Here is a 15,348-nt window from a genome sequence, read left to right on the forward strand (position 1 = left end):
CGGCGGCGACGGGTAGGCGGACACGGGGCGGGAGGGGCCCTCGGCCCGGTCCCCCACCCGTCACCCAGGAAAGGAACGCCCCGTGCCGCACAGCACCGGACGTCACCGCGGGACCCGCACCCTCTCCGTCGCCGCCGCGATCGCCCTGGCCTCCGGGGCTGTCGGCGTCCACCTCGGTCTGTCCGACGACGGCGCCCGGGCCGCCGCGACGACGCTCACCGTCACCACGACCGCCCAGCTGGAGGCGGCCGTCACGAACGCGTCCGCCGGCACCACCATCGAGGTCCGCGCCGGCACCTACCGTCCGTCCGCCACCCTGGAGTCCGCCGCGAACGGCACCCCTTCGGCCCGGATCACGCTGCGGGCGCGCCCCGGCGAGCGGGTCGTGATCGACGGCTCCGAACTGCCCGACGGCTCCTGGCTGGCCGCGATCCGCGGCGACCACTGGACCGTCCAGGACCTCACCTTCCGGAACTCCCCGGCCCAGGGCTTCGTCGCCACGTCCTCCACCGGCGGCGTCTTCAAGAACCTCGTCACCGCGCACAACGGCGACACCGGCTTCACCCTGCGCGGCGACGGCACCACGGACAACCTCGTGCAGAACCTGGACAGTCACGGCAACCACGACCGCGCGGGGCACGGGCAGAACGCCGACGGCATCGCCGTCACGTTCGGCTCCGGCACCGGCAACCGCATCACCGGCGCCCGGCTGTCCGACAACTCCGACGACGGCCTCGACCTGTGGCAGTTCTCCTCGCCGGTCACGATCGAGCACTCCTGGGCCCACGGCAACGGCCGGGGCGGCGGATCCGAGGGCCGGGGCAGCGGAATCCAGGGCCGGGGCAACGGCTTCGAACTCGGCGGCGGAGGCGCCGCGGCCGCCCACCACGTCACCCACAGCGCGGCCTGGGACAACGCCCTGCACGGCTTCTCCGCGCACACCAACACCGGTGCCGTGCGCCTCGACCGCACCACCGCGTACGCCAACGCCCGCAGCGGCTACCACTTCGCCACCGGCAGGGGCCGCCTCTGGGGGAACCTCGCCCTCGGCAACGAGGCGGGACGCGCCGAACTCGGCCCGTCCACGGTCTCGTCCGGCAACAACTGGGACGCGGGAGTCGCCACCCCGGCCCTCCGGTCGACCGACCCGGCCACCGCCAGGGGCCCGCGCCGGGCGGACGGCTCGCTGCCCGCGACGGCCTTCCTCACGACGGGCTCCGCGACGCTCGGCGCGACCATGAGCCGGTGACGCACCGACCGCATGGGGGAGCGCCCCACCGGTCGTCACCGGTGGGGCGCTCCGTGCGCCGGACGAGTGAGGGCTCCATCCGGCGGACCGGGGGTGTCACTTGTAGGTGACGTCCGCGGCGGTGAAGCGGCAGTACGTGCCGTCCGGGCCCGAGCCGAGCTCCTTCGGCTCGGCACCCGTGTTGTTGCCCTGGTAGCGCACGCACGTCTTGATCTTCTTGCCGCTGTCGCCGTGGATGCGGACGTTGCGCAGCGCGGCCGTGTCGCCGTAGTTCTGGTTGATGCCCGCGAGTGACTTGCCGGGCGCCGTGATGTCGACGTCGTTGATGATGATGGTCCGCTTGTACTGCGTGGAGCAGTTGCCGCAGGACCGCACCAGCTTGCCGAAGTTCTCGACCTGGAACTTGGTGACGACCAGCTTCCCGGCGCCGTTGAACTGCAGCACCTTGTCGGAGGCGTTCCTCGCGCCGCCGCCGTACACCGTGTAGACGGAGTTCGCCGACTTGCCCTTGAAGCTGGCCGCGTCCTCGCCGACGTCCAGCCACCACACGTTCTGCAGGGTGCAGCTGCCCAGGCAGTGGACGCCGTCCGCCGCCGGGGTGCCGATGATGACGTTCTTCAGGGTCGCGCCGTCGGCCAGCTGGAAGACGGGGTCCTGGCCCTCTTCCTGGCCTCCGCCGCCCAGGGCGCCGGAACCGTAGAACTTCTTCAGCCCACCGTCGTAGGTGCCGGACACCTTGATCGTGGACGGCACGGCCTGGCTGCCCTTGGCCGTCGGCCAGGCCGCCGCCGCACCGGCGGTGGACAGCATCGTCGTCGTGACGAGGGCCGCGCCGGTGATGCCGAGGGCGGCGGCGCCGGCGATGACCGCCCGTCGCTTGGTGACCCGGCGGCGGTGGCGGACGCGCTGTTCAGCTCGTGCAGTCATGCCCATTCCTTGCGTGGGAGGGGGGATCTTTCGCTCCTTGGTCGCCGCCCACGCGGGAAGGGTTGCCGCGTTTCCCGGAACTTTTCGCGCGTCACTTCCGCGCGTCGCCGCCGGTGGCCCCTACGAGCCGCCGTCCGCGCTCTCGTCCGCGCTCTCGCCGGTGCTCGCGTCGGCGCCGTTCTCGCCGCCGCGGGGCGCGAAGTCGCCGCCCACCGACACCTTTTCGGAGCCTGCCGTGGCCGCCGCACCGTAGGAGTCGCCGCCCGCGTCGCGCCCGCCGCGCTCGTGGTCGTACTGCCCCGCGAACACCCACTCGCCCGCCGGGACCCTGCGGCCCTCCTTGAGCGTCCAGGTGTAGACGAGGAAGCCGTCCCGCTCCCCGACCGTCAGCGTGAAGTCGCCCTCCGGCAGCGACCGCCACGCGCCCGTCGAGGTCACCCCGCCGGTCTGCGCGATCCGCAACTGCACGGTGAGCGCGGTCAGTTCCTCGCTGGTCCTCAGCGTGACGTTGCTCTGCGCCCAGAACTCGTTGCTGTGCGGGTCGACGGAACCGTCCGACCACAGCGGCCCGTTCTCCACGTCCGCCCCCGAACCGACCGCGGCCGGCGCGGACTTCGTGGCGGGCGGGGACGGCGGGCGCGTGGCGGGCCGTTCCGGCTTCCCGGTCGTCGGCGCGCCGCTCGGCCCGGGCTCCACCGGCGGCACGGGCGCCCGGCTCGTCGCGTCCGGCGACGGCGTCGGAGTCGGCGAGACCGCGACCGTCTGCGGCGGCGCGTCGTCCTTCACCGCGGACGCCACCGCGTAACCGCCCACGCCGAGCACACCCGCGACCGCGGCCGTCGCCGCGACCACCCGCACCCAGCCGTACACCGGCGGACGGGTCGCCCGGCGCTCGGGCCGGGCGGGACCGGCCATGCCGCGCTCCACCCGGGCCAGCATCCGCGCCCGGTCCGGTTCGTGTGCCCCGGCCGCGTCGTGCAGCCGGGCGCGCAGCTCGTCGTGCACGTCCCGCTGCATGGTCATCGGTCCCTTCCTCCGGCCTCGCCGGTGCGCGACAGCGCCGCCGCGTGCACCTTCCGCAGCGGAGCCTGCCGGGTGCCGAGCAGTCGCTGCAGCTCGGCCATGCCCTTCGACGTCTGGCTCTTAACCGTACCCACCGATATCCCGAGGGCCAGCGCGGTGTCCTTCTCGGACAGGTCGAACGCGTGCCGCAGCACCACGCAGGCACGTTTGCGGAACGGCAGCCGGCGCAGCGCCTCCTGCACGTCGACGACGCCGGCGACGTCCGGGTTCTCGGTCCTCTCCTCGCGCTGCGACCAGAACAGGGCGATGCGCCGCCGCTCCCGGACCGCGCCGCGGATCCGGGTGCGGGCCAGGTTGGCCACGACGCCGCGCGCGTACGCCACCGGATGGTCCGCGGCACGCACCCGGTCCCAGCGGTGCCACAGCGCCAGCAGGGCGTCGGCCGCGAGGTCGTCGGCGGTGTCGGACTCACCGGTCAACAGGAAGGCGAGGCGGGACAGTTCGGCGTAGTGGCGCTCGAAGAAGGCATGGAACTCCGCGGAGGCGGCGTCGTCGACGACAGTGCCCACGGGCGACCTCTCCTCGCGGTGGTCTTCGGCACCCGGCGGATGCCTGCGCGTGTCATGCGTGCCAGCGTGTCATGCGTATGACATGTGAAGATCCGGAACAGGGCCCGGACGAGATCCGGAGCGTAGCAGTGCCCCCGCACGTGTTCGTACGGGGGATCGAACACCGTATGACCCGTCGACCCTGAACCGGTACACGGAGGAGACCCGCAAGTGGTTCGACACCGGGGAAATTTGGCCCGCGGCGCGCCCCTCAGTTGCTCACGAAGCCCGCCTCGTACGCGGCGATCACCGCCTGGGTGCGGTCCCGGGTGCCCGTCTTCGCCAGCACCGACGCCACGTGCGTCTTCACGGTGGCCGGCCCGACGGTCATGCGCCGCGCGATCTCCGCGTTGGTCAGCCCGCCCGCCATCAGCCGCAGCACCTCGCTCTCGCGCGCGGTGAGCCGCGCCACCCAGGGCGGCGGCGCGGGCTTCGCGCGCGCGTGCTCGGTGGCCAGCGCCCGCACGGCCGCCGGGAACAGCAGGCTGTCGCTGCGCGCCACCAGCCGCACGGCGCCCACGAGTTCGTCGGCGTCGGCCCGCTTCAGCAGGAAACCGGCGGCACCGGCGCGCAGCGCGTCGTACACGTACGAGTCGTTCTCGAAGGTGGTCACGACGACGATCCGGGGCGGGTCGTCCATCGTCGCCAGGATCTGCTCCGTGGCGCGGATGCCGTCCGTCCCGGGCATCCGGACGTCCATGAGGACCACGTCGGGCCGCGCCTCGCGCACGACGGACACCGCCTCGGCGCCGGACGCGGCCTCCCCGACGACCTCCAGGTCCGGCTCGGCGGAGAGGATGGCGCGCAGCGCGGTGCGCACCATGCGCTCGTCGTCGGCGAGGACGATCCTCAGGGGCGGGCGGCTCATGCGGGTCCCTTCATCGGCAGGCGTACGTGCAGCCGCCACAGCCCCTCCTCCGCGCCCGCGCGGGCGGTGCCGCCCAGCAGCCGCGCCCGGTCGGCGATGCCGCGCAGCCCGTGACCGCCGCCGGGGCGGGCGACGGGGGTACCGGCGGCGGCGCCGAGGGGGTTGGTGACGGTGATCTCCAGATGGTCGTCGGCGAGCTCCACCCTCAGGTCCACGGCGACCTGCTCACCGGCGTGCCGCAGCGCGTTGCTCAGGCCCTCCTGCACGATGCGGTACGCCTCCCGGGACACCAGCGGCGGCAGCGCCCCGGCCCCGGTGGTGACCGTCGCCGTCACGCGCGGGCCGCCCGCCCGGGTGCGGCGCAGCAGCCCGTCCAGGTCGGACTCCAGGGTGGGCGCGGGCGCCGTGCCCGGGGCGTCGCCGTCCCTCAGCACACCGAGGACGGCGTCGAGTTCGCCGACGGTGCGCCGGGTGGTGTCCTCGATCGCGGCGAGGGCCTCCCGGGCGAACTCCGGGTCGGCGTCCAGGACCCGGCGGGCCGCGCTCGCCTGGAGCATGACCGCGCTCAGCGCGTGGCCGACGGAGTCGTGCAGTTCGCGGGCGAGCCGGTTGCGCACGGCCAGGTCCGCGGCGCGCGCCTCGGCCGCCGCCAGCCGGTCCTCGGCGCTCGGCCCGAGCAGCGCCGGAGCCCACCGGGCCAGCAGCGCCCCGCTCCCGGCCGCGCAGCACGCCAGCGCCAGCAGCACCGCCACCCCGAGCACCGGGCACAGCGCGAGCAGCCACGCGTCGTCGAACATCTCGGGCAGCCCGAGCCGGCTGCCCCGCACGACGACGAAGAACGGCAGCGCGATCAGCAGCGCCCCGAGCGGCGGCACGGCCAGCGTCATCCCCGCGACGATCCCGCCAAACCCCAGGTGCAGCGTGAAGAACAGGGCCGTACGGGCCTTCTCGCCCCGGCCGCGGGCGGGACCGTACGCCAGCCGTTCGTGGTCGATGCCGCACAGCCAGCGCACGGCGCCGGCCTCCAGCGGCCGGGTCAGCGGGAACAGCGCCGTCACGGCGGCCAGCGGCAGGCCCACGGCGAACGCGGCCAGCGGCATCGGCCCGAGGATCCCGTCGGTGGACTGGCCGAGGACGAGCTCGCCCACGAGGACGTACGGCATGGCGAGCGCGCCGCCGAGGATCAGGTGGATCCACCGCCGGCGCGCCCGCCTGCCGAACAGCGGCCGGGCGAAGCCCGTCACGCCGCCGGTCGCTCGGCGGCCGTGGCGGACCGCTTCGCGAGGTAGTGCGCGCCGACGGTGGCGACGAGCAGGCCGACGATCATCTGGCCAGCGTAGGCGAGGTACATCAGCTGCGTGGGCCGGTCGGCCGGATCGTCCGAGGGCACCAGGGACGCGGCCCCCATCCAGCCGCCCCAGCAGGCCACGGCCCCGGAGCAGACCCACGCGAGCGCCAGCGGCACCCGCACCGGCAGCGCCCGGCCGCGCCGGAAGGCGAGCAGGACCCCGGCGCCGACCGCCACCAGGATGAAGACGACGTACAGGGCCTCCAGCACGTGGAAGTCGCTGCCGCGTTCCGCGATCACGCCGTCGCTCAGCCCGGTCGTGCCGCCGCACGCCCACAGCAGCCGCAGCGCGAGCGGGAACAGGGCGAGCACGGCGGCGGCGACCGCGGTGGCCCGCTGCGCCGGGCCCATGATCCCGGTGGGCAGGTCCCACACCCGGCCCTGCCACAGGTGGCCCCACCGGTCGGCGGCGTAGCGCACGAACAGCGCGCCCAGGGCGAGGCCCTGCACGATGAAGCCGCCGTAGACGACGCCGAACACCCAGGCGTCCAGGAAGGGTTCGCCCGTGTCGCCGTCCGTGCCGACGGGGCCGCCGCCGAGCGCCGACGCCAGCAGCTGGAGCGGGAACCCGGCCATGATCGGCGCGAGCAGCCCGGTGGCGGCCCACATCGGGAGCGCCAGCAGCCAGGCGGGCACCCGCCGCCCCCACGGCCGCGTGAGCAGCAGCGCCAGCACGATCACCGCGCTGTCCATCAGCACGGTGAGGAGGTTGGCGACCACCAGGCTCGTGCGGTTCTCCAGCAGTGGACTGCCCGCCGGGACACCGATCTCACTGCCGGCGACCCAGGCGATCTTCAGGGAGAGGTACGGCAGGCAGGACAGGATCGCGACGACGCGCAGCAGCCTGCTGGAGCGGGGGAGGGCGAGGTCACCGGCGGCGCGGGCCGGGGCGGGGGCGAGTGACTGCGTCATGCGTCCACCCTCCCGCGCGGGCCGCGCCCGGCACCTCCTGCACACCGACGATCCGCCTCCGCCGCGCGGGGGAGACCGGCGTCGTCCTCGCCGCTCAGTCGTCCAGCCGCAGGACGACCTCGTCGATCTCGGTGCCCCGCGCGGGCGCGTAGTCCGACGCCGTCGCGGACCGGCGGAAGCCGCACTTCTCCAGTACGCGCAGGGAGCCCGCGTTGTCCGCCGCCGCACGCGCGTACAGCGGGCGGTCCGGCACCTCGGCCAGCAGCGCCCGCAGCGCGGCGGTCGCGATGCCCTGCCCCCAGTACGCCCGGTCGACCCAGTAGGTGACCTCGCGTTCGCCGGGCGGTCCGTAGACCGCCGCGTTGCCCACCACGTCCCCGTCGGCCAGCACCGTGCGCGCGACCACGTCGGCCGCGGCGCGGATCCGCTTCCAGCGGGCCTCGAAGGCGTCCCGGTCGGAGGGGTCCTCGGGGGTGAAGGCGGCCATCCGCAGCGACTCGGGGTCGTTCAACTGCCGGAAGAACACGGGCAGGTCGCTGTCGTGCACGGTACGGATCGCGATGTCCACGGGTCAGAGCCTCCGGGTGGCGAGCGTGAGGCGGTCGCGCGCGTCGAACAGCGCGTCCTTCACCAGCTGTTCGTGCGCCGGCGTCAGCCGCGCCACCGGCACCGAGCAGCTGATGGCGTCCCGGGCCGGGGTGCGGTAGGGGATCGCGACGCCGAAGCAGCGCAGGCCCAGCGTGTTCTCCTCGCGGTCCACGGCGAAGCCCTGCTCCCGCACCTGGTGCAGTTCCTCGATGAGCTTCTCCCGGTCGGTGATGGTGTTCTCGGTCAGCGCGGGCAGCGTCTCGGGGAGCATCTTGCGGACCTGCTCGTCCGCGTACGTGGCCAGGATCGCCTTGCCCAGCGACGTGGAGTGGGCGGGCAGCCGGCGGCCCACGCGCGTGAAGGGGCGCAGGTAGTGCTGCGACTGCCGGGTGGCGAGGTAGACGACGTTGGTGCCGTCGAGGCGGGCCAGGTGGATGGTCTCCGTGGTGTCGTCGGAGAGCCGGTCCAGCGTGGGCCGGGCCGCCGCGACGACCTCGTCGCCGTCGATGTACGAGGTGCCGACCAGCAGGGCCCGCACGCCGATGCCGTAGCGCGTGCCCGTCGCGTCGGTCTCCACCCAGCCCAGTTCGACGAGGGTGCGCAGCAGCATGTAGAGGCTGGACTTGGGATAGCCCACGGCCTCCTGGACCGCCGCGAGGGAGTGCATCCCGGGCCGGCCCGCGAAGTATTCGAGCAGCTCCACCGTCCGCACCGCGGACTTGACCTGCGCCCCGCCGCCCGTCTCGCCTGCCGACATCGCCGTTGACCCCTTCGTTCGACGAGCACCTGGAGATATAGTCTCCGAACAGCATTCATCATCAGAGACAGCGTTCAGTATATCGAACGCCCCTGGTGGATCGTACATAAACTGCGGCATTGCATGCGGCAATCAATGTGGAGGGATCCGCGGTGGCAGCAGCACCAGTCTGGAGTGTCGACCCCCGAACCGGGAAGCAGCGTGAACAGGTTGCGGTGGAGGCCACAGCCCAGGAGGTGGACGCCGCCGTTCGCGCCGCGCACGCCGCGCGGGGCGCGCTCGCCGACCGCGCGGTGCGCTCGGCGTTCCTGCGCTCGGCCGCCGACGAGCTGGAGGCGGCGAAGGACGGTCTCGTGGAGACCGCCGACGCCGAGACCGCGCTCGGCCCGGTCCGGCTGACCGGTGAACTCGCCCGCACCTGCTACCAGCTGCGGGCCTTCGCCGACATCGTGGACGAGGGCGCCTTCCTCGACGTCGTCATCAACCACCCCGACGACACCGCGACCCCGCCGGTCCCCGACCTGCGCCGCTACAAGGTGCCGCTCGGCGTCGTCGCCGTCTACTCGGCCTCGAACTTCCCGTTCGCCTTCTCCGTCGCCGGCGGCGACACCGCGAGCGCCCTCGCCGCGGGCTGCCCGGTCGTCGTCAAGGCCCACCCCGACCACCCGGCCCTGTCCGAGCTGGTCGCCAAGGTGCTGCGCCGCGCCGCCGCCCGGCACGACGTCCCCGAGACCGTGCTCGGCCTGGTGCACGGCTTCGAGGCGGGCATCGAGCTGATCGAGCACCCGCTGGTCGCCGCGGCCGGCTTCACCGGTTCCGTGCGCGGCGGTCGCGCCCTCTTCGACGCGGCGGCCGCCCGCCCCGTCCCGATCCCCTTCCACGGCGAACTCGGCTCCCTGAACCCCGTCGTGGTCACCGAGGCCGCGGCCGGCGAGCGCGCCGAGGCGATCGGCGCGGGCCTGGCCGGCTCGATGACCCTGGGCGTCGGCCAGTTCTGCGTGAAGCCGGGCCTGGTGCTCGCCCCGTCCGGTGCCTCGGGCGACCGCCTCGTGAAGTCGCTGACGGAGGCCGTCAGCGACACCGACGCCGGTGTCCTCCTGGACCACCGCATGCGCGACAACTTCGTGGCCGGCGTCGCCGAGCGCGCGCAGCTGCCCGACGTGGAGTCCCCGGTCACGCCGGGCGCGGGCGGCGAGCACACCGTCAGCGCGGGCTTCCTGACCGTCCCCGCGAGCCGGCTGGCCGCCGAGGGCGAGCACGACCTGCTGCTGGAGGAGTGCTTCGGCCCGGTCACCGTCGTCGCCCGCTACGACGACGAGTCCGAGGTCCGGGCCGTGCTGTCCCGGCTGCCCGGCAACCTCACCGCGACCGTCCACCTCTCCGACGAGGAGACGGCGGGCCGGGGCCGCGGCACCGAGATCCTCGAGGAGCTGACGCCGCTCGCCGGCCGCGTCCTGGTCAACGGCTGGCCGACGGGCGTCGCGGTCGCCCCCGCCCAGCACCACGGCGGCCCCTACCCGGCGACCACGTCCACGTCCACGTCCGTCGGCGGCACGGCCATCGAACGCTGGCTGCGGCCGGTCGCGTACCAGAACACCCCGGAGGCCCTGCTGCCGCCGGAGCTGCGCGACGACAACCCGCTCGGCGTGCCGCGCAGGTTCAACGGCCGCCTGGAGCGCTGACCCGGAGGACGGACCGCCGCGTGGAACCGAGGCCGCGGCGGTCTCGTCCTCCCCTTCATGATCAGTGACCGTGGAACCGGGCGGCGGATCATCCGGACCGTGCTGCCCGCCGAGGCCGGGACCGTCGCCGCCCTGCACGCGCGGGCCCGCGCCACGTACTACCCGGACGGGCCGCCCGACGACGGGACCGACTGGACCGCCGCCTGGCGCGGTGCCGTGGAACGGCCCGACGGGCACGTGCTGTGCGTCGTACGGGACGGCCGGATCGTGGCCGTCGCCTCCTACCGCACCCCGCGGGGCGCACCCGCGGAAACGATCAAGCTGTTCCAGTTCCACGTCGACCCCGAGCACTGGGAAGCCGGCATCGGCACCGCCCTGCACGCGGCGTGCGTGGAGGAGTGGCGGACGGACGGGCGCACGTCGGCCGTGCTCGACGTCCACGTCGGCAACCTGCGCGCCCGCGACTTCTACCGCCGCCGCGGCTGGCTCCCCGACCCGGACCACCTGCCGGCGCCCGGCGACCACCACCTGGCCCTGCGCCTCAGCCTCGGCGGGGGGCCGCACGGCCCGGCGGGGTCCCAGGTCACGCGGGACACATAAGCGTTGCTTTGCGGAACCGCTCAGAAATACGCGATGGACTTGGGGCCGACCGGGGGTCAGAGTGGTGGCATGGAGACCTTCGAGAGCCTGGTCCGTGCCGAGTTCGCACCGAAGAACACCTACCTCAACACCGCCAGCACCGGCCTGCTGCCCGCCCGCACCGTGGCCGCCCTGCACACCGCCGTGCGGGCCGCGGCGGACGGGCAGCCGACCGACATGTTCGCCGACGTCGAGGCGGCCCGCGCCTCCTTCGCCCGGCTGACCGGCGTGCCCACCGACCGCGTCGCGGCCGGCGCCTCCGTCGCCGTCTACAGCGGGCTGATCGCCGCGTCCCTGCCCGCCGGCGCCGAAGTCCTCACCGCCGACGGCGACTTCAGCTCCCTGGTGAACCCCTTCCACGTGCGCGGCGACCTCAAGGTGCGCGTCGTGCCGCTGGAGCGCGTCGCCGAGTCGGTGCGGCCCGGCACCGCCCTCGTCGCCGTCAGCGCCGCCCAGTCCGCGGACGGCCGGGTCGCCGACCTGCCCGCGATCCGCGCCGCGGCACGCGAGCACGGCGCGCGCACCTACGTGGACGCCTCGCAGGCCGCGGGCTGGCTGGACATCGACGCGGACGCCCACGACTACACCGTCGCCGTCGCCTTCAAGTGGCTGATGAGCCCGAAGGGCGTCACCTTCCTCGTCGCGCCGGAGGACCCCGGCACGCTGCCCGCGCTGTTCGCCGGGTGGGTGGCGGGGGAGCGCCCCTGGGACTCCTGCTACGGCCAGATCGAGGAACTCGCCCACTCCGCACGGCGTTTCGATGAGAGCCCCGCCCTGTTCTCCTACGCCGGCGCCCGCCGCTCCCTCGAACTCGTCGAGGAACTCGGCGTGTCCGCGATCCGCGCCCACGACCTCGCGCTCGCCGACCGCTTCCGCGCCGGCCTCGCGCGGCTGGGCCACGAGGCGGTCCCGGCGCCGGGCTCGCCGATCGTCTCCGTGCCCGGACTCGGCCACCGGCAGTGCGGGTTGAGCAGCGCCGGCGTCCAGGTCTCCGACCGCGCGGGCAACCTGCGCGCCGCGTTCCACCTCTACAACACCCCGGCCGACGTCGACCGCCTGCTGGACGCGCTGTCCGGCTGAGCGGCGAGGCCGAGCACGCGAAACGGGCGGGCCGCGCCACCCGAGGGTGACACGGCCCGCCCGCTCGCGCTACGACCTCACCGCACCGGCGTGAAGTCCCGGGCCCCGATGCTGTGCCGGCCCGGGGGGCGACCCCCGGACCCCCGGCAAGGGCTCACCGCACCGGCGTGAAGTCCCGGGCCCCGATGAACTCGGGCCGCCGTACCGGTGCCGCGAACGGTTCCACGGCCGTGTTCTCGACGCTGTTGAACACGATGAACACGTTGCTGCGCGGGAACGGCGTGATGTTGTCCCCGGAGCCGTGCATGCAGTTGCAGTCGAACCAGGTCGCCGAGCCGGCCCGGCCGGTGAACAGCTTGATGCCGTACTCCGACGCCATCTTTGTGAGCGCCTCGTCGGACGGCGTGCCCGCGTCCTGCATCTGCAGCGACTTCTTGTAGTTGTCCTTCGGCGTGGCCCCCGCGCACCCGAGGAACGTCTTGTGCGACCCCGGCATGATCATGAGCCCGCCGTTGGTGTCGTAGTTCTCGGTCAGCGCGATCGAGACGGACACCGTGCGCATCCGCGGCAGGCCGTCCTCGGCGTGCCACGTCTCGAAGTCGGAGTGCCAGTAGAAGCCGCTGGCACCGAAGCCCGGCTTCACGTTGATCCGCGACTGGTGGACGTACACGTCCGAGCCGAGGATCTGCCGTGCCCGTCCGACGACCCGCTCGTCGCGGACGAGCCGCGCGAACACCTCGCTGATCCGGTGGACCTCGAAGACGGACCGGATCTCCTTCGACTTCGGCTCGATGATCGAGCGTTCGTCGGCGCGGATGCCGGGATCGGTGACGAGCCGCTCCAGCTCCTGCCGGTAGACGGCGACCTCGTCGTCCGTGATGAGCTGGTCGACGGCGAGGAAGCCGTCGCGTTCGAACCCCTGGAGGTCGGCGGCCGTGATCGGCCCCGGCGTGTCGGGCGCGCCCCAGACCACCGGGTCCTGGCGCGGGACGGCCACCTCGGTGGCGCCTCGGCTGGGATAGAGATCGGTGACGGTCGTGGTCACGATGAATCACACCTCCTCGGTGAGCAGCGGGTACACCCCGTTCTCGTCGTGGTCCTCCCGGCCGGTCACGGGCGGGTTGAACACGCAGATGCAGCGGAAGTCCTCCTTCACCTTCAGCGTGTGCCGCTCGTGCCCGTCCAGCAGGTACATGGTGCCGGGCGTGATCGTGTGGGTCTGCCCGGTCTCGTGGTCGGTCAGCTCGGCCTCGCCCTCCACGCAGACGACGGCCTCGATGTGGTTCGCGTACCACATCGACGTCTCCGTACCCGCGTACAGGATCGTCTCGTGCAGGGAGAAGCCCACTTTCTCCTTGGCGAGGACGATGCGCTTGCTCTCCCACGTCCCGGACGCTGACTTCACGTGCCGGTCGGTGCCTTCGACGTCCTTGAAAGAGCGGACAATCACGGTGTTGCGATGCCTCCTAGGTGGGGTGTTTCCGATGGTGCGCGCGACCGGCCGTCCCGGCCAGGGCTCAGGCGGTCTCGCGCACGGCGCGGGCGAGGGTCTTCAGACCCTCGTCCAGCTCGTCCGGGCCGACGGTCAGCGCGGGGAGCAGTTTCACGACCTCGCTCTCCGGCCCGGACGTCTCGATGAGGAGACCGAGCTCGAAGGCGCGCTTGGCGATGCGGGACGCGCGCTCCTTGTCGTGGAACTCCATGCCCCACACCAGGCCGCGGCCGCGGTACTCCTTCACGTCGGCGAGGTTCTCCTCGGTGATGGCGATCATGTGCTGTTCGACCTGCTCGCCGCGGGCGCGGGTCTGCTTCTCCATCGCGGAGCCGTCGGCCCAGTACGCCTCCAGCGCGGCGGTCGCCGTGACGAAGGCGGGGTTGTTGCCGCGGAAGGTGCCGTTGTGCTCGCCCGGCTCCCAGACGTCCAGCTCGGGCTTGAACAGGCACAGCGACATGGGCAGGCCGTAGCCGCTGATCGACTTGGACACCGTGACGATGTCGGGCGTGATGCCGGCCTCCTCGAAGGAGAAGAAGGCGCCGGTGCGGCCGCAGCCCATCTGGATGTCGTCGACGATCAGCAGCATGTCCTGCCGCTCGCACAGGTCGGCGAGGGCGCGCAGCCACTCGGCGCGGGCCACGTTGATGCCGCCCTCGCCCTGCACCGTCTCGACGATCACGGCCGCCGGCTTGTTGAGGCCGGAGCCCTGGTCCTCCAGGAGCCGCTCGAACCACAGGAAGTCCGGGACCTTGCCGTCGAAGTAGTTGTCGAACGGCATCGGCGTGCCGTGCACCAGCGGGATGCCCGCGCCGGCCCGCTTGAAGGCGTTGCCGGTCACGGCGAGCGAGCCCAGCGACATGCCGTGGAAGGCGTTGGTGAACGACACGATCGCCTCGCGGCCCTTCACCTTCCGGGCCAGCTTCAGCGCGGACTCCACGGCGTTGGTGCCCGTCGGGCCCGGGAACATGACCTTGTAGGGCAGGTCACGGGGCCGCAGCACCAGGTTCTGGAAGGTCTCCAGGAAGCGGCGCTTGGCGGTGGTCGACATGTCGAGCCCGTGCGTGACGCCGTCGCGCTCGAGGTAGTCGATCAGCGCGCGTTTCAGCACGGGGTTGTTGTGGCCGTAGTTGAGTGAGCCGGCGCCCGCGAAGAAGTCCAGGTACTCGTGGCCGTCCTCGTCGTACATGCGGCTGCCGAGCGCGCGGTCGAAGACGGTGGGCCAGCCGCGGCAGTAGCTGCGCACCTCGGACTCGACGGTCTCGAAGACACTGAGGTCGGGCTGGGTGATGGTCACGACGAAATCGCTCCTCGATGCGTGGATGCGTGGGGGGATCAGGCGGAGTGGACCGGAGTCAGTGGACCGGAGTCACAGGGGACCGATGCGGTGGACGACCTCGGGATCGTGCGGACCGTCGGGGAAGTGGTCCGCCGCGAAGAGCACCTCGCGCTCGACGTGTGCGCCGTGCCGGGCGGCGAACGACTCGAAGAGCCGCTCGGACGCCGTGTTGCCCGGCGTGATCGTGGTCTCGACGGTGGTCAGCCCGTGCTCGGCGGCGACACGCCGCGTCAGAGCGTCGAGCAGTCGCGCGGCCAGTCCGTGCCCGCGGTACGCGGAGTCGACGGCCACCTGCCACACGAGCAGCGTCCGCGGACTCTCCGGCCGCAGGTATCCGGTCACGAAGCCGACGGGTCGTCCGTCGGCCGCCCGTGCCACCACTGTGGTGTCGGCGAAGTCACGGCACCACAGCAGGTAGCTGTAGGAGGAGTTCAGGTCGAGCTTCCCGGAGTCCTTGGCGATACGCCAGAGCTCCGCACCGTCCGCAACCACCGGGCGGTCGATTCGCAGCCCGTCCGGGATTTCCGGGCGAGAGGTGTGCAGGTCTGCTTGTGCGGCAGTCATGCGAATTGAATTTACCGAGGGAAAAAGCGAATTGCATCGCCGGGCGGGGTTACGCATGAGCGTGTCGTGTGTTATCACGCGGGCGCGTACGGACGCGTGAGAGCGCGCCGATAACCGGCGGTTTGTCCGGAAAATACGGGGCAAATCGACGTCGGTGTGGAACGCGTCACAGGCGCGTAACCCGTGCGAGACTTGCCCGAATCACGTCGATCGGCGTTATCAAAATCTTAGTGTTTAGGGTCGGAGAAAGCGGGCAGACGAATACGGGAAGC

Annotated in this window: 16 protein-coding genes; 4 read left to right on the plus strand and 12 right to left on the minus strand. The window is 72.8% G+C overall.

Annotation, left to right across the window (positions count from 1 at the left end; genetic code table 11):
• The first annotated feature begins 82 nt into the window (after window positions 1-82).
• Window positions 83-1,249, plus strand: coding sequence for a right-handed parallel beta-helix repeat-containing protein (locus ACZ7D7_RS12985; RefSeq protein ID WP_470824145.1), 1,167 nt, complete (start codon window positions 83-85; stop codon window positions 1,247-1,249).
• Window positions 1,250-1,345: 96 nt separating this feature from the next.
• Here ACZ7D7_RS12985 and ACZ7D7_RS12990 read toward each other — a convergent pair whose 3' ends face one another.
• The 8 genes from ACZ7D7_RS12990 to ACZ7D7_RS13025 form a co-directional block, all read right to left on the minus strand.
• Window positions 1,346-2,176, minus strand: coding sequence for a pectate lyase (locus tag ACZ7D7_RS12990; RefSeq protein WP_470824146.1), 831 nt, complete (start codon window positions 2,174-2,176; stop codon window positions 1,346-1,348).
• Between the two features lie 120 nt (window positions 2,177-2,296).
• Window positions 2,297-3,199 carry a hypothetical protein gene (locus ACZ7D7_RS12995; protein WP_470824147.1) on the minus strand — a complete coding sequence of 301 codons (903 nt, stop codon included), beginning with the start codon at window positions 3,197-3,199 and terminating at the stop codon, window positions 2,297-2,299.
• Window positions 3,196-3,768: a SigE family RNA polymerase sigma factor gene (locus ACZ7D7_RS13000; RefSeq protein WP_470824148.1), complete on the minus strand. Its 573-nt coding sequence runs from the start codon at window positions 3,766-3,768 to the stop codon at window positions 3,196-3,198. Before ACZ7D7_RS13000 ends, ACZ7D7_RS12995 begins: the two co-directional genes overlap by 4 nt.
• Window positions 3,769-4,018: 250 nt before the next feature.
• Window positions 4,019-4,675: a response regulator transcription factor gene (locus tag ACZ7D7_RS13005; RefSeq protein ID WP_470824150.1), complete on the minus strand. Its 657-nt coding sequence runs from the start codon at window positions 4,673-4,675 to the stop codon at window positions 4,019-4,021.
• On the minus strand, window positions 4,672-5,919 hold the full coding sequence (locus ACZ7D7_RS13010; RefSeq protein WP_470824151.1) for a sensor histidine kinase: 1,248 nt from the start codon (window positions 5,917-5,919) through the stop codon (window positions 4,672-4,674). Before ACZ7D7_RS13010 ends, ACZ7D7_RS13005 begins: the two co-directional genes overlap by 4 nt.
• Complete coding sequence (locus ACZ7D7_RS13015; protein WP_470824152.1) at window positions 5,916-6,935, minus strand: hypothetical protein; 1,020 nt, start codon at window positions 6,933-6,935, stop codon at window positions 5,916-5,918. Before ACZ7D7_RS13015 ends, ACZ7D7_RS13010 begins: the two co-directional genes overlap by 4 nt.
• Window positions 6,936-7,029: 94 nt before the next feature.
• Window positions 7,030-7,503 (minus strand): GNAT family N-acetyltransferase, encoded by a 474-nt coding sequence (locus ACZ7D7_RS13020; RefSeq protein WP_470824153.1) that lies wholly within the window; start codon window positions 7,501-7,503, stop codon window positions 7,030-7,032.
• Window positions 7,504-7,506: 3 nt separating this feature from the next.
• A complete protein-coding gene (locus tag ACZ7D7_RS13025) occupies window positions 7,507-8,280 on the minus strand; it encodes an IclR family transcriptional regulator (RefSeq protein WP_470824154.1) in 774 nt (257 codons plus the stop codon).
• A 152-nt stretch (window positions 8,281-8,432) separates the two neighbouring features.
• Between ACZ7D7_RS13025 and ACZ7D7_RS13030 the strand changes: the two genes are divergently transcribed.
• From ACZ7D7_RS13030 to ACZ7D7_RS13040, 3 genes are all read left to right on the plus strand, one after another.
• Window positions 8,433-9,962 (plus strand): aldehyde dehydrogenase (NADP(+)), encoded by a 1,530-nt coding sequence (locus tag ACZ7D7_RS13030; protein WP_470824155.1) that lies wholly within the window; start codon window positions 8,433-8,435, stop codon window positions 9,960-9,962.
• Window positions 9,963-10,019: 57 nt separating this feature from the next.
• A complete protein-coding gene (locus ACZ7D7_RS13035) occupies window positions 10,020-10,562 on the plus strand; it encodes a GNAT family N-acetyltransferase (protein WP_470824156.1) in 543 nt (180 codons plus the stop codon).
• Between the two features lie 69 nt (window positions 10,563-10,631).
• Window positions 10,632-11,681: an aminotransferase class V-fold PLP-dependent enzyme gene (locus tag ACZ7D7_RS13040; RefSeq protein WP_470824157.1), complete on the plus strand. Its 1,050-nt coding sequence runs from the start codon at window positions 10,632-10,634 to the stop codon at window positions 11,679-11,681.
• Window positions 11,682-11,835: 154 nt separating this feature from the next.
• Here ACZ7D7_RS13040 and thpD read toward each other — a convergent pair whose 3' ends face one another.
• The 4 genes from thpD to ectA form a co-directional block, all read right to left on the minus strand.
• Complete coding sequence (gene thpD, locus ACZ7D7_RS13045) at window positions 11,836-12,726, minus strand: ectoine hydroxylase (protein WP_470824158.1); 891 nt, start codon at window positions 12,724-12,726, stop codon at window positions 11,836-11,838.
• 6 nt (window positions 12,727-12,732) lie between these two features.
• A complete protein-coding gene (locus ACZ7D7_RS13050; RefSeq protein WP_470824159.1) occupies window positions 12,733-13,131 on the minus strand; it encodes an ectoine synthase in 399 nt (132 codons plus the stop codon).
• Between the two features lie 67 nt (window positions 13,132-13,198).
• Window positions 13,199-14,470: a diaminobutyrate--2-oxoglutarate transaminase gene (gene ectB / locus ACZ7D7_RS13055; protein WP_470824160.1), complete on the minus strand. Its 1,272-nt coding sequence runs from the start codon at window positions 14,468-14,470 to the stop codon at window positions 13,199-13,201.
• Window positions 14,471-14,542: 72 nt separating this feature from the next.
• Entirely contained in the window at window positions 14,543-15,076 is a 534-nt protein-coding gene (ectA, locus tag ACZ7D7_RS13060) for a diaminobutyrate acetyltransferase (protein WP_470824161.1), read from the minus strand.
• Window positions 15,077-15,348: the final 272 nt, after the last annotated feature.

This window comes from Streptomyces sp. NPDC037054 (genome assembly GCF_055606745.1).

Excerpts from the sequence above, each read along its gene's own strand:
- ACZ7D7_RS12990 (WP_470824146.1), bottom strand. The coding sequence starts at position 2,176 with ATGACTGCACGAGCTGAACAGCGCGTCCGCCACCGCCGCCGGGTCACC.
- ACZ7D7_RS12995 (WP_470824147.1), bottom strand. The coding sequence starts at position 3,199 with ATGACCATGCAGCGGGACGTGCACGACGAGCTGCGCGCCCGGCTGCAC.
- ACZ7D7_RS13005 (WP_470824150.1), bottom strand. The coding sequence starts at position 4,675 with ATGAGCCGCCCGCCCCTGAGGATCGTCCTCGCCGACGACGAGCGCATG.
- ACZ7D7_RS13015 (WP_470824152.1), bottom strand. The coding sequence starts at position 6,935 with ATGACGCAGTCACTCGCCCCCGCCCCGGCCCGCGCCGCCGGTGACCTC.
- ACZ7D7_RS13025 (WP_470824154.1), bottom strand. The coding sequence starts at position 8,280 with ATGTCGGCAGGCGAGACGGGCGGCGGGGCGCAGGTCAAGTCCGCGGTG.
- ACZ7D7_RS13035 (WP_470824156.1), top strand. The coding sequence starts at position 10,020 with ATGATCAGTGACCGTGGAACCGGGCGGCGGATCATCCGGACCGTGCTG.
- ACZ7D7_RS13040 (WP_470824157.1), top strand. The coding sequence starts at position 10,632 with ATGGAGACCTTCGAGAGCCTGGTCCGTGCCGAGTTCGCACCGAAGAAC.
- ectA (WP_470824161.1), bottom strand. The coding sequence starts at position 15,076 with ATGACTGCCGCACAAGCAGACCTGCACACCTCTCGCCCGGAAATCCCG.